Source organism: Streptomyces sp. CB01635, from assembly GCF_002803065.1.
Lineage (GTDB): Bacteria > Actinomycetota > Actinomycetes > Streptomycetales > Streptomycetaceae > Streptomyces.
This window is the reverse complement of record NZ_NNBL01000035.1, coordinates 1-13,147: the sequence shown is the minus strand read 5'-3', so window position 1 is coordinate 13,147 and position 13,147 is coordinate 1. Positions and strand designations below refer to the sequence as shown.

The 13,147-nt window shown below is 69.5% G+C and carries 8 protein-coding genes, 1 pseudogene and 1 CRISPR repeat array; of the genes and pseudogenes, 1 reads left to right on the top strand and 8 read right to left on the bottom strand.

Annotated features, from left to right (window positions below; translation table 11 throughout):
- Nucleotides 1-11: 11 nt before the first annotated feature.
- From cas6e to CG723_RS40970, 6 genes are all read right to left on the bottom strand, one after another.
- Complete coding sequence (gene cas6e, locus CG723_RS40995) at nucleotides 12-686, bottom strand: type I-E CRISPR-associated protein Cas6/Cse3/CasE (RefSeq protein WP_100598649.1); 675 nt, start codon at nucleotides 684-686, stop codon at nucleotides 12-14.
- Nucleotides 668-1,483, bottom strand: coding sequence for a type I-E CRISPR-associated protein Cas5/CasD (gene cas5e, locus CG723_RS40990; protein ID WP_100598648.1), 816 nt, complete (start codon nucleotides 1,481-1,483; stop codon nucleotides 668-670). The genes cas6e and cas5e overlap by 19 nt, the downstream gene beginning before the upstream one ends.
- Complete coding sequence (gene cas7e, locus CG723_RS40985) at nucleotides 1,480-2,643, bottom strand: type I-E CRISPR-associated protein Cas7/Cse4/CasC (RefSeq protein ID WP_100598647.1); 1,164 nt, start codon at nucleotides 2,641-2,643, stop codon at nucleotides 1,480-1,482. Before cas7e ends, cas5e begins: the two co-directional genes overlap by 4 nt.
- Nucleotides 2,644-3,249, bottom strand: coding sequence for a type I-E CRISPR-associated protein Cse2/CasB (locus CG723_RS40980; protein ID WP_267893771.1), 606 nt, complete (start codon nucleotides 3,247-3,249; stop codon nucleotides 2,644-2,646). It lies immediately after the preceding gene.
- Nucleotides 3,249-4,769 (bottom strand): type I-E CRISPR-associated protein Cse1/CasA, encoded by a 1,521-nt coding sequence (gene casA, locus CG723_RS40975; protein ID WP_100598646.1) that lies wholly within the window; start codon nucleotides 4,767-4,769, stop codon nucleotides 3,249-3,251. The genes CG723_RS40980 and casA overlap by 1 nt, the downstream gene beginning before the upstream one ends.
- A 488-nt stretch (nucleotides 4,770-5,257) precedes the next feature.
- Nucleotides 5,258-8,134 carry a CRISPR-associated endonuclease Cas3'' gene (locus CG723_RS40970; RefSeq protein WP_100598645.1) on the bottom strand — a complete coding sequence of 959 codons (2,877 nt, stop codon included), beginning with the start codon at nucleotides 8,132-8,134 and terminating at the stop codon, nucleotides 5,258-5,260.
- A 933-nt stretch (nucleotides 8,135-9,067) separates the two neighbouring features.
- On the opposite strand from CG723_RS40970, the gene CG723_RS40965 reads away from it, so the two are divergent.
- Nucleotides 9,068-10,273 (top strand): IS110 family transposase, encoded by a 1,206-nt coding sequence (locus tag CG723_RS40965; protein WP_100598644.1) that lies wholly within the window; start codon nucleotides 9,068-9,070, stop codon nucleotides 10,271-10,273.
- Here CG723_RS40965 and CG723_RS40960 read toward each other — a convergent pair.
- Together CG723_RS40960 and CG723_RS48320 are read right to left on the bottom strand one after the other, a co-directional pair.
- A complete protein-coding gene (locus CG723_RS40960; protein WP_100598643.1) occupies nucleotides 10,266-10,751 on the bottom strand; it encodes a hypothetical protein in 486 nt (161 codons plus the stop codon). The genes CG723_RS40965 and CG723_RS40960 overlap by 8 nt on opposite strands.
- Before the next feature lie 78 nt (nucleotides 10,752-10,829).
- A CRISPR array of direct repeats spans nucleotides 10,830-11,158; the repeat unit is 24 nt; unit sequence GTCCGCCCCACGCACGTGGGGGTC.
- A 698-nt stretch (nucleotides 11,159-11,856) separates the two neighbouring features.
- Nucleotides 11,857-13,147 (bottom strand): annotated as a pseudogene (locus tag CG723_RS48320) (hypothetical protein); the annotation flags it as partial.

The window sequence follows — 13,147 nt, the reverse complement described above, 5'->3', positions numbered from 1 at the left end:
GGGCTGGCGGGTCAGGCGGGGGCGAGGGAGAGCAGTCCGGCGCCGTAGGCGCGGCCGCGGCCGATGCCGTCGGTCAGTGCGGTGGCCAGAGCGTGCGGGTCGCTGATGTGGGCGGTGCCGTCGAACTGGACGAGATGGTGGTGGGGGCCGGGCTGGGCGCCGCGGGGGCGGCGGAAAGGGCGCGGGGTGTGCGTGGTGGTGGTGAGGGTGAGTCCGGCTTGGCGGGCTCGACGATGCCACCACTGGAGGGCGTCGGGTCCGTGTAGTGGGGTGATTGCGCCGCGGGGCAGGGTGGTTGGCCGGTGGCCCGGGCGTGGGTCGCGGTGGCGGGGCGGGGGGTTGTTGCCGATACGGGCGGTGGGGCTGGCGGTGATGCGGTAGCGGATGTGTCGGCCGGTTTGGAGGTGGGTGAGCAATGGGGTGAGGTCGCGGGTTTCGGCGGTGCCGTAGCCGGTGGGGAGGCGTTGGGTCAGGGGGGTTTGGCGGGTCTGGACGTAGAGGGTGGGGACGCGCTGGTCGGTTTCGAGGCGGAAGAGGAGGCCGGCCTGTTGGCGGGGGTGGGGGCCGAGGTGGTCGTCGGCCAGTGACATGAGGGTCTTGTGCAGGCGGGGGTAGTCGGCAAGGTCGCGGCGGACGGTGGGGTGGGTGAGGTTGAGGTGGATACGGGTCAGGCTGGCTTGGGGCATGTGCGGTCTTCCTCGAGGTAGGCGGCGAGGGCGTATTGGGGGCGGCTTCCTGCGTACAGGCGGGCGGGCAGGTGTTCGGTGGTGCGCCAGATGCGGCGCTGGGTGTGGTGGCGGGTGTGGGGGGTCAAGTCGCGGGGCTGGTCGGCGAGTTCGGTGTAGGTGGCGTGCGGCTGGTGGGCGGGCGGGGTCTCCCACCAGAAGGTGACGGGCACGGTGCGGGTGCCGAGTGAGGGTGGGGTGGGCAGGGCGAGGGGGACGTGGTGCAGGAGGTGGTGGACAGGGTCGGGGCGGGGTGGTCCCAGGACGAGGGGTTCGTCGGGGACGCAGGTGCGGCGGCCGAGGTAGGGGGCGTAGTGGGGGTGTTCGAGGTGGTCGGCGATGGCGTCGATGAGGGCTGGGGGGCCGGTGAGGGCGAGTACGAAGGCTGCGTCGTTGAGGTAGAGGCGGTGGGAGGGCAGGGCGGACTGGTCGGGTGGGCGGCGGGTGCCTGCGGAGGTGTGGAGTAGTTGGTGGCGGGGGTAGCCTCCGCCGGTGACGTGGTAGTCGGTGTGCAGGGCGCCCGGGCGGTCGGTGCGGATGGTGAACTGCAGTTGGTGGTAGGCGGGTTGGCCGGGCAGGTCGGTGAAGGGGTTGAGGGCGTGGTGGTGGGGGCGGCCGGCGGCTGCGGCAAGCATGCCGGTGATAGCGGAGCGGGTGGGGTGTTGGTGGGTTGCGCGGTAGGTGGAGACGGCGTGGGTGCCGTACGCGCTGAGCGGTCCGGCCAGGCGGAGCAGCAGTCCGTAGTCGGTGCTGGTCATGAGCGGGCAGGGGGCTGGGCGGCGGCCAGTAGGGCGGCGGCGGTGAGGTCTTCGAAGCCGTCGTGGTGGGGACCGAGGTGGTCCAGGGGGCTGGTGTGGGCGGTGGTGTGGCCGTGTCCGATGCGGCGGCGGGCGCCGATGAGCCGGTCGGTGAGGGCGGCTTGCTGGGACAGGGCTCGGCGGGTGGAGGCCAGGTAGCCGCCTTGATGGCTGGCGCGGACAGGCTGGTCGAAAGCGGCGGCGTAGGAGACGGGGCGGCGGTCGCGGACGACGTAGGCGGCGGTGTCGGGGAGGGTGTGGGGGGCGGTGGAGGTCTGCTTGGCGCCGGGGTGGGTGAGGAGGAAGGTGTCCATGAACAGGCCCGTGAGGCGGAGGGCCTCGTCTGTGTCGCCGTCGAGGTTGGCGGTGAGTTCGGTGAGGTTGACGCAGGCGTAGCGGTAGAAGACGCCGGCGGTCAGGAAGGCGGTGTCGAGGAAGGCGCTGCCGCGGTCGCCGGGTTCATCCCAGTCTTCCTTAGTGGTGAAGAAGTCTGGTTGCCGGTCACTGGTGTGGGTGGTGAAGGCCCAGGCCATGTGGACGGCGCCGCTGACGTGGCTGTCGTCGTGTCCGGCGAGCATGCGTCCGAACAGGGTGATGCAGGCGGTGCGGCGGGCCAGGATGGCGCCGAGTTCCTTGGCGGGCAGGCAGCGCGCGGGCTCGTTCTTCTTGCCCTTGGGCGCCGGGGTTCGGGTGGCTGCGAGTCCCTCTTGCAGGGCGGTGCGGTGGCGGATGCACACATCGGTGAGGTCGTCGAGGAGTGCCTTCTCGGCGGTGTAGATCAAGGCTTGGGTGCGGTGGGATTTCGTCTCGTCGCTGGCCAGGCCGCTGGGGGTTGAGCACTGGGCGATCTGGCTGCCGGCGTAGTCAGCGAGGTCGTCGGGCCAGCCGGCGCGCTTGAGGGCAGCGATGACGCGGGGCGGGATCCGGCGGGTGCGCACGGCGTACTCGTTCAGTTCCTCTTCGAGGGCGGTGCGGATGGCGCGTTTGAAGCTCTGGCTGGTGATGACGGCGCGGGTGGTGTTGCCCAGCTGGAAGGTCTTGGGCAGATCGTGCTCGCCTCGGTTGAGGCAGGAGGCGGGCAGCATCTCGGTGACGTGGAGGTCGAGGTAGCGGGCGGGCATTCAGTGCTCCTGTTCGTCGCGATTGTCGTCCGGGCCGTCGAGGTGGAATGCGCCTAGCCATCCGCTGGCCACGGCGAGCCGGTCGATGTCCCACAGGGCCAGATCGCTCAGCCACACGGCCCAGTCGGGCCGGCCTCCGGTGTGCAGCAGTTGGTTGGCCAGGCCTGGCAGCAGGGGGTGGAGGTGGTCGGCGGACAGGTGGACGAGGGTGTTGAGTTTGCGTTCGAGGGCGACGGCGCTGACCGGGCGGCATGCGGCGGCCTGGGCGAGGGCGGCACCGAGGTTGGGCCGGCGGTGCCAGGGCACGGGTGTGGCGTGGTGGACCTGCGGTCCCCGGGGCGCGAGGTGAGCGGCGTGAGGGTTAGGAGGTTCCAGGGCGATGAGCGCGGCCACGGTGTAGTGGGCGCGCCGGGCGCCCCAGCCGGCGACGAGTCGGGCGAGGTAGCGGTGGATATGGAGGCATTCTTTGGCGGGGCGGCCTTGGCCGCGGGCGAGGTCAGCGCGGATGCGGGGCGTGGTGCACAGGTTGCGGGTGTGGGCGACGAAGTCGTCGTAGTGGGCGTGCCGTTGGGCGGTGGTGGGAGTGGCGGGGGCGGGCATGGGCATCAGCGGTCCTTGGAACGGTCGGACTGGGTGGCCCGGAGTTTGGCGACGGCTTGGGCAAGGGCGGGGCCGGCGCCCTGGTGGTGCAGCAGGTCGGTGCGGGTGGCGGTGCGCAAGGCTGTGATGGCGAGGTGGGCGAAGGCTGTGAACGCGTCCGGTTCGCGGTCTTCGATGAGGTGCCAGAAGAGTGGTTCTGCGCGTGGCCAGTAGAGGGCCAGTGCGGTGCGGGACCAGGTGCAGGGGCGTGCCCGGGGGGCGTTGGTGGTCTGCTTCCAGGCTTGGTTGGCTGTGCTGCGCAGGGTGGCGGCGAGTGTTTCGGCGGCCCTGCGGCATTCGGCGATGCGGGTGGCGGTGTCGGGGTCGTGTTCCTGAGCCCAGTTCCAGATCGGTGGGGTCAGTGCGCTGTACCAGGTGCGGTCCTTGGTCTTGGGGTCCTGGTCGAAGCCGTGGACTTGGACGCGCAGGTGGGTGCGTACGGGGGCGGGCAGGTCGTTGAGGTGGTCGAACGCGGCGGGTCGGCGGGTGCTGGTGTGGGTGTTGGTGGTTTCGTCGTCGGTGAGCAGCAGTGCGTCCAGGTCCCGCCACATGGCGCGGTCGGCGTCAGCCCGGCGTGGAGTGTCCCGCTTGTCGGCGGATTTGTCCCGGTTGGTGTGGATGATGGTGTAGGGGTCGGCTGCGGGTGGGGGTATGTGGCGGCTGGCGAAGGAGAGGTAGACGTCGGTGACGTGGCTGCCGTCCCTGTCGGGGACCAGGAGCAGGGCGTGGCGGGAGCGGCCGGCCAGTAGGCGTCCGGGCCAGGTCACCTCGGTCGGTGGGGTGTGGGGGTCGGGTGGCGCCTCTTCCCAGGGGCAGCGGTCGGTGTCGGCGAGCTGTCCGCTGCCTTGGTAGGGCACCAGGTGCAGCAGGAGTGATTCGTAGAGGGTGCGGCCCACGGGGTGGAAGGAGACGGTGCCGCGCACGGGGCCGGCGCGCAGTTGCAGATGCTTGGGCGCGGGGGGTGTCAGGGTCCGCGTGGAGCAGGTGCCGGAGCGGCCGTAGTAGTGGTGGATGAGCAAGTGCCAGAACGCTTCGTGGCTGGGGGCGGGTTGGGGGCGGGTGTCGGTGTGGGCGGAGAACCAGGCGAGGTTGTTCCCGGCCGGCCTGCCCCAGACGAGGGTGTTGATACCGGAGGTCTTGGCGCACTGTGAGGCCAGGGCTGGGTCCTGCAGGAAAGGGCGGGTGCGATCGAACAGGTCCCAGGTATGGGCGGCGCAGTAGGTGTCGATGATGTCCGGGTCGAATCCGGTCGGGGTCTCAAGGAGCTCGGCGCGCCGTTTGAGCCAGGCCTCCAGTGGGGTGTCGGGCTGGTCGAGGCTGGTGATCCGGGCGGTGATCGCGGCCAGGAGCCGCCACAGCCCGGATGCGGCGGGCGGGATTGGCACGGCCAGGGTCTCGATGGCGTGGGCGTTGAGTAGTACCGAATGCAGGCCCAGCAGCTCCTCACCGGTGCGGGTGCGCACCAGGATGCTGGGCTGGGTGGCCAAGTCGAAACGGGGCTCGATCAGATCTCCTTGGTCTGCCGCCTGTGCCGTCCCGCCCGTTGTCCTGCCGCGGTGCAGGCGCGCGGCGGCCCGGTGCGCGGCGCAGGGGTTTCGGTGGAAATGGGTGCGCAGGGCCAGGACAGCACGGTGGTCTGGTGGCGGGACACTCCCTGCTCATTAGTCGTACGAACCTGTGGGGGTGCACATGTCGGCGCGGTAGCGCTTGTCCGCTGGGCGCACCTCGAGTTGTCGTTCTGCGCCGTGTACGCCGAGGGCTTCGGGGGTATGCGGCGGACCGTGCGATGTCGGCCCGCAAGGCAGCGCAGGGTGCCGCAAGGTGCGGTCGGCGCGAGAGGCGATGCTGGTTGGGGCGTCGTACCGCACCACCCCTGGCGGGCTGGACCAAAGCGGCCCAACTCGCCTGCCCCAGCGGTGGGATGCCCGGCGCCTCGGCGACTTGAGGGCCGGGCACCGGGGGTGCGGGAATGCGGTTAGCCGTCTTCGGTGTGGACGAGGCCGAGTTCGTGGTCCATGTACAGGCCGTGGATGCCGAACGTGCTGGGGCCGGGTCGGCGTGGATCGTCGACGAGCAGCGTCAGGTCGGCGAGGAGGGGATGCTCGGCCCATGCCGTGGGGGGTTGGGGGGTTTCCTGGCCGGGTGGGCCGCTCACCCATGCCGGGGGGACGGAGACGACGTGGTTGAGCAGGCGGCGGATCTCGTCCGCCTTCAGGCGCGGGCCTTGCGGCAGGTCGAGTTGGCCGTGAATGTCCAGGGTCAGGCGTCCCCCGGGGTGGCGGTGGCAGGGCAGCAGGCGCTTGGCACGGTCACCGTCGCGGGTGGGTGCCTGCCCAGGCAGTGCGGGTCGGCGATGCAGGTCAGACAGTGACCCGACGCGGTTGGGCGGCGGCACGCTCTGAGTGTCGGCGAGCCAGACATCGTTGCGAGTTGTGGCCTGGTGGGCGTCGTGCAGGGCCGTGAGTGTCTCGGCCTGCCCGGTTTCCTCGCCGGGGCAGTGGAGCTGTTCGATCAGAGCGGGCACGTCGTCGGGCAGGGTCACGGTGCGCTTGCTGCGCAGAAGTTCGGCTGTGCGGTGCAGCAGAAAGTCCGAGTCGCCCGGGGCCCGGTGGTCGGGCAGGGTGGTGCGGCCGGCGTGGGCGGGGTGCAGCACGGTCATGTGCGGGCCGCGTTCTTGGATCCAGGCGGGCCGCTGTGGTCGGTCGCTCCGGTTGAGCCAGCTCTGCTCGAAACGCCACAGGCGGCCCAGGCGATGCATCAGGCGGTGCAGGGCGGCCAAGTCGCTGATCACGTGGTCGAGGTCGACGTTCAGGCTCATTTCCAGCAGGCTGGTGGTCACCACGATCAGCCTCTTTGGCCGCGCGTGGCCCCTTGGCCCCAGGCCTTCTCGCAGGGTCCGCAGGAGCGGCTCGCGCCGGTGTCCGGCGATGCGGGCATGCAGCAGGACCAGGTCGGTGCCAGGGCGCATGCCGGTTCCTGCCAGTTCGCGCTGCAGGTAGCGGTAGGTGTCCTGGGCGTCGGTGACGGTGTCGGTGTGAATGCTCACGCAGCCTTGTTCTTCGGCAACGCGACCGGCTTCGCTCAGGATGAGGGCGAGGCGTTCGCCGCGGTGGACGGGGCGGGCGGCGTCGGCCAGTGGCCGGTGCTCGACGTCTGCCAGGGAAACGGTCGGGGTCGAGCGCTGGTCCTTGGCATGCCGGATCCGGGTGGCTTCGTCGATGCGCACCACGGTGGCGTCGCGGCCAGCGGCGAACAGCCAGCCGGGGTAGGCGGGAGTGAGGTCGCGTTCCGTAAGAGCGGTGCTGGGGTGTCCGGCTCCGGCCAGGTAGGCGCGGGTGAGAGCTGCGGCCGCGGCGGCGGGCAGGGTTGCGGACAGCAGCACGACGGGGCAGCCGAGCGCGCCCAGCCAGTGCAGCAGCCGTTCGGTCAGGCGCAGGGTGTAAGAGCTGTAGGCGTGGGCTTCGTCCAGCACGACGGTCCGCCCGGACAGGCCTAGGAGCCTCAGTGCATTGCGCCGGGTGGGCAGCACCCCCATCAGAGCCTGGTCGAGGGTGGCGACGGTGAACTGGGCGAGCAGCGCCCGGTCAGAACCCCGCAGAAAGCCGTCGGGCACGGTCACCCTGTGGGCGGGCCGGCCGTTGGGATCGGGGGTGTCGGTGAAGTACTCATCGAGGGTGATCTGGCTGCCGCGGGTCAGCGCGTTGTTGCTGTAGGCCGCATTCAACCAGCTGTGCACGAGGGTGGTCGGCGCGCGGACAGGCTGGTGCGCGGCCACATACGCAGTGAGCGTGTCGTACATGGCGTCCGCGATCGCGGTAGACGGCTGCAGGATCGCCACGCCGCGCGTACCCAGGTGCGCGGTAAAGATTCTCTGGGCCTCCAGCGCGACCACAGTCTTGCCCGCACCGGTCCGGTCCGTGACAATCAGGATCCCAGTCCCGTGCCGGGCAACCGCGTCCTCCAGCGCCTGCATGACCGACTGCTGCAGTGCGTTCGGATGCGTCAACGGCGCATGCACCGTGCTGAATTCGGCGTCCGGAAGGTCAACGCGTTCCAGTCCGGAGGCGGAAGTGACGCGGTCCGCCCAGGACCGCCCCGTCGAGGAAAGGCTGGGACGGACGGCGCAGGCGTAGTGCTCCGCCGCGCCGAATTTCGGCGCCAAAGCCCGCCCCATCCACGCGTGCGGCTGACTCGCCAACTGGTCCGCCACCATCACCAATCCGGCGATCAGCACACCGGCCGGCACCGACACCCTCGTCGGCACGGCTGACGCTCCGGTCAGGTGCCTGATCTGCGCCGCGTACCGGAAGCGGACGTCCTGCCACAGGGCTCCCCCGAGTTCGGCGGCCACTCGTGCCGGGCTTGCCGCCCCGTGCACGTCCACCTGGTGGAACCAGCCGTGGTGGCCGCCCAGGATCTGAGCGGCCCGCACCGCAGGGCTGGCATTGCCGGTGCAGGGGTAGCCGAACTGGGCGAGAATCACAACCATCGCGTGCATCGACGCGCGCTCGTGCCGCATCAGGCGCCACCGGCCAGTGTCCGCGCGCAGTTCCTCACTCACCCGCGCCCAGCCGACGGGCTCGCATTCCTGGAACCGGCTCACCTTGCCCAGGTCATGACAGCCTGCCCAGAACATCACCACCGTGCGCGCCTGAGCCGTTGTCAGGCCAAGCCCCTCAGCAATCAAGCTCCTCTGCTGGCGCGTGAGGAAGCGATCCCACAACTCTCCTGCCAGGGCTGCCACATCGAGCATGTGGAAGAGAACCGGATAGCCCAGCTGTAGCGTGGCGCTGAACTTGCCCCAGAGACACAGCGGCAGCCCCCCAGACCGGCTGTCCTCAACAACCCCCACCAGGCTGCCCCTCCCTTTTGCGATGCGGTCGGCAGCCGCTGACCGGTCATACCGTCGCAGGCGTCAGCAGCCATGCGCAGCCGCGCATGGAGAGTTCACTTGAAGCGGGGCACTTCTCGTCGCCGGGTGTCGGCAGGACCCAGAATGGGTAGCGTCGAAAGCATTCCAGGCCCGGGGCGCCGACCTATACACGCCACACCACAGTGCGGGGGCTTCACGCGCTCTTCAAAGAGCAGATTTAGTCCGCCCCGTTCAACTTCCAGCCCACAGGGCACCAACTGCACGTCACGTGAGGCAGCCAGGTCACGGCTCTACGTCTAGCACGTGCTGGGCCTCTCGCGGGGTCATGCGGCTCTACACCGACCGGCGATGCAATTCGCCCCACACGCATGGGGGATCGCATTGATCAAGCCCAATTTGGGTAACTGCACAAAGAAGCGCACAGGGACCGACCAGCTCACGAAGGGTCCGCCCCACGCACGTGGGGATCACCCCGTCGCCCGAGTCGGCAGCGGAGCGCGACCTGTCCGCCCCACGCACGTGGGGGTCGCCCCAGCTGTTGAGCGCTTTCCTCGACCGCCTGGTCGTCCGCCCCACGCACGTGGGGGTCGCCCCTGCCAGGCGACGTCGTCGTCCAGGCTGGCGCAGTCCGCCCCACGCACGTGGGGGTCGCCCACAGGAGAACACCAACCCCCTCCGTTACCTTTTTCGTGGCTCCGCAATGGGGCCTCCGGCCTTCGGGTCCGGCATGACTTCCCCCTCCTGTTGTTGATGATCCGGGGGGTGGTGTCACCGGGCCCGGAGGCATCGACGGACCGCTGATGAGGGGCTTGAGCACCGGCTTCACCCAGGCTGGAAGAGCTCTCCGTAACGTGGATGTGGCAGCTCGGTGCCGTGGCAGGCCGGACGAAAGCGTGATGGAGGGGCCTGCACGTGATCGACACCGGCGACATCGACGTCTTCCTCGGCCTGGACGTCGGCAAGGGCGAACACCACGCCACCGCCATCACCCCAGCCGGAAAGAAGGCCTTCGACAAGCGGCTGCCCAACACCGAGCCCAAGCTCCGCGAACTGTTCGCCAAACTCCAGGCCAAGCACGGAACCGTGCTGGTCGTGGTCGACCAGCCGGCCTCGATCGGCGCCCTGCCGCTGGCCGTCGCCCGCGACATGGGCTGCCCGGTCGCCTACCTGCCCGGCCTGACGATGCGGCGGATCGCCGACCTCTATCCGGGCGAGGCCAAGACCGACGCAAGGGACGCATTCATCATCGCCGACGCGGCCCGCGCGATGCCTCACACGCTGCGGGCGATCGACGGCGAGGACGAGACGATCGCCGAGCTGGAGATGATCGTCGGCTTCGACGACGACCTCGCAGGGGAAGCGACCAGGGTCGCGAACCGGCTTCACGGCCTGCTGACTCAGATCCATCCCTCGCTGGAGCGGGTGCTGGGGCCGCGGTTGCAACACCCGGCCGTCCTGGCCCTGCTGGAACGGTTCGGGTCACCGGCCCAGATCCGCAAGGCCGGCCGTCGGCGCCTGGTCACCCTGCTGCGGCCGAAGGCACCGAGGATGGCCGAGCGGCTGGTCGAGGAGATCTTCACCGCCCTGGACGAGCAGACCGTCACCGTCCCGGGCACCGAAGCAGCCGCGCTGATCGTCCCGAGCCTCGCCACCTCGCTCACAGCCGTGCTTGACCAGCGCAAGCTGCTAGCCGGGCGGATCGAGGAACTCCTGGAGGCACACCCTCTTTCGAAGGTCCTGACGTCCATGCCGGGAATCGGCGTCAGGACCGGAGCCAGGATCCTGATCGAGGTCGGCGACGGCAGCACCTTCCCGACCGCCGGCCACCTCGCCGCCTACGCCGGACTCGCCCCGGCGACCCGCAGTTCCGGGTCGTCGATCCGCGGTGAACAGCCCTCCCGGAGGGGAAACAAGCAGCTCAAACGGGCTTTCTTCCTCTCCGCGTTCGCCGCCCTGGCCGACCCGGCATCGCGCACCTACTACGACAGGAAGATCGCCCAAGGCAAGCACCACACCCAGGCCCTGCTCTGCCTCGCCAGGCGCCGGGCCGACGTCCTCTTCGCCATGCTCCGCGACGGGACCTTCTACGAACCGCAGCCGTCGGCCTCAGTCACCTGACCTGCGGGTCTGCGAGGAGAACGACTCGATCGGCCTCGACATCGAAGCCGAGCAGCGGATGGCCATAATCGCCTTCCGGGTCCATCAGCACGGGCTTGCCCAGCCGCCGCCCGATCTCCCGAAGGAAGCCGCAGAACACATCAAGTCGATCCTGGCCCTGCAACTCCCGCAGGTCGACGTCGAAGTCGACTTCATCGTCGGCACGGAATCGGAAGATCGCCAACACGTCGGCAGTCGGCCACACCCGCAGGTCCGGGCACTCGGCATCCGCCGGGCGGGACAACGCGGCCTCCGCCCGGGGCACCGGAAGCACTGTCTCTCCCTCGGAGTATTGGCACTTCCAGCCCTTCTCCGCGACAAGATCGAGGGCCGCCTGCCAGTCCTCCACCGAGGCATTCGGGACACGCACGTCCGGCAGCGACCCCATCAAGTCCGGGTCGAAGAAGGAATTCACGTCATCCCACAGCAGATCAGCCACCCCGCCATGCTGCCCGGCTTACCGACTCAACGCACCCCCGTTTCCCTTGACCAAAGACATAGGGGCACCCCCCTCCGCGTCCGCCCCACACACGTGGGGGTCGCTCCATCTCTCCGATCCGGATCGAATGCGCCAACACGTCCGCCCCACGCACGTGGGGGTCACCCGCCGTGGCAGACGTCCACGCCTCCTACCGGCCCGTCCGCCCCACGCACGTGGGGGTCACCCGGCCATCAGCAACGCGGCGGCGCGCCGCGCAGAGTCCGCCCCACGCACGTGGGGGTCGCCCGTCTCCGATCGTGTCGGTCAGCGGCCCGTCAGGGTCCGCCCCACTCACGTGGGGGTCGCCCCTGCCAGGCCACGTCGTCGTCCAGGCTGGCGCAGTCCGCCCCACGCACGTGGGGGTCGCCCCCCTCACACGGGGGTCGCTCGATCTTCGGAAGTTCGAGGGTGCGCGACAGATGGACGTCCCACGGACGTGAGGGTTATTCATCGCTGTTGTAGGCCACAACCGGATAGCAACCTTCTTGGCATTGGTGGCCTGTCACAGGTGACGGGCTCCGCACTCGCTAGGCCCGGCCACGCGACGTTCAGCCGCCTGTGCGACAGACACCCGCGCATCCGAAGGAGGTCTACTTAGGCTTGCAGTGAATTGACCTGGACTTTTGCACGGAGTGTCCCTCGCGCTCTTAACAACCTGCTCGCCGCCGAACAACTAAGCAGCAGCTCAGGCGACATCGCGGTGGGACATCCAAATGCAACTTCGACGGGCATCCAGCTGCAAGTTAACAAGTGCCCTCCCGTCGGGATGCAGCAAACCCTGGGATCGTCCGCTGCGCAGTATCTGATCAACGTAGTGCGCAGTGCGCTCCGGCCGGAGCCGGTTCGCTGCACTGCCAAGTGCATCAGGCCTCCGAGTTGCACAGTGGCCGGTCCCTCGTTGCGCAGTCATTACCGATGGCATCGCGTTGACAAGTTGAGCAGTGAGAAAGTACAGGTCAGGGCACTGCGCAACTTATTGGAACTGCGCAACGCCTCGCCTGCAGCCCCCGCCTACTCCGCAGATGGAGTGCGCAACTCCCCCTGTGTTGCGCAGCAGGTACGGCTACAGGTGCGCAGTGCTGTCATGGGTGCGCAGTGCGTCGTAGCGGCGCTCGAACCCGGAGGCGAGATGCTCGCCGCGCTGCAGATCGTCGAGGGTCAGCTGCCGGTTGCCCGCCTTGACCTTGTCGTGGGCGAGCCGATTCAGCAGCGCCTCGTATGTCGGCGGCTCACCCAGGCGCTCGTATTCGTCGACCCACCGGCGGTAGATGCGCTGCTCCAGTGCGTACCGGCGCAAGGTGCTGAGGCTGACCGGCTGTCCCTTGTCGCCCAGGACACCGGACACAGCAAGCTGTTGCGACACTTCCTCCCAAGCTGCTCCGCCCTTGGGCTCCATGCCGCGGGTGACCACGTAACGCTCGTAGGCGAGGTAGTACCGGTCGGGATTCGTGAGCCGCGCGAGCTCCTCCCCCGCCTCCCCTCCGTCGTCAACCGTCGCGGAAGAGTCGAGGGCTACGTCGATCTGCGCGCGGTCCCGCTGCGAGGGAACCGGCACCAAGTCGTCCGACGGAGTCTCGGCTCGCGCCAGCCCTTCGCGAGGACTCATGTCCGCGGCACCGGGGACGGGGAGCTGCTCTGCTGCGACCTCGGCGGGCAGCAGGTGCGGTTCAGGAGTGTCCAAGTTGTAGCGCTCTCGCAGGTACTGCGCGAACGCTGCCCGGTCAGGTGAGGCGCCGAACTCGTCCACGTAGGCGCGGGCCACGTCCCAGTAGAACGCCGCCCACGTCTCCTCCGAGACCGGTACCTCAGCCTGCGGCTCTTCCGCGTCGCCGGTGTCCTGGTGGCCCACGCTCGCCTCGAGCCTGGCGGCGTAGACGGCCAGGAGCGGCGTCAGCTCTTCCTCCGGCAGCGGACTGCCGTCGTCCTGGGCGGCCCCATGCTCGTCCCGGAGGAAGTGGGCGAACTGGGCTGCCGTCGGCACGACCTGATACTCGGCCAGGAAATCCTCATAGGCGCCGAAGTAGTCGATTGAATTTGTCGTCTCGACTTGCTGCGCCGGCAGCTGTTGGGCGAACCACGGACTCGAAGGCCCTGCCGCAGGAGCCTCTGCGGCTTCGATCGGCAACTCCAGCTGCGGGGTTGTCTGCTGCGGTCCAGCCGGCAGCAACCGCGGTGCGATCCCCGCTGCCGCGAGCCCTTCCGGAGCGGTCTGCGCGAGCGGGACGCCGTAGCGCGCCAGGCGCAGCGGCATCAGGGACTCGACGGGAGCCTTGCGGCGCCAGGCGCGGCCGACGCGGGACCGCAGCCGCGCCTGGTAGACGAGCCGCTCCTGCTCCAGCTTGATGACGGCCTCG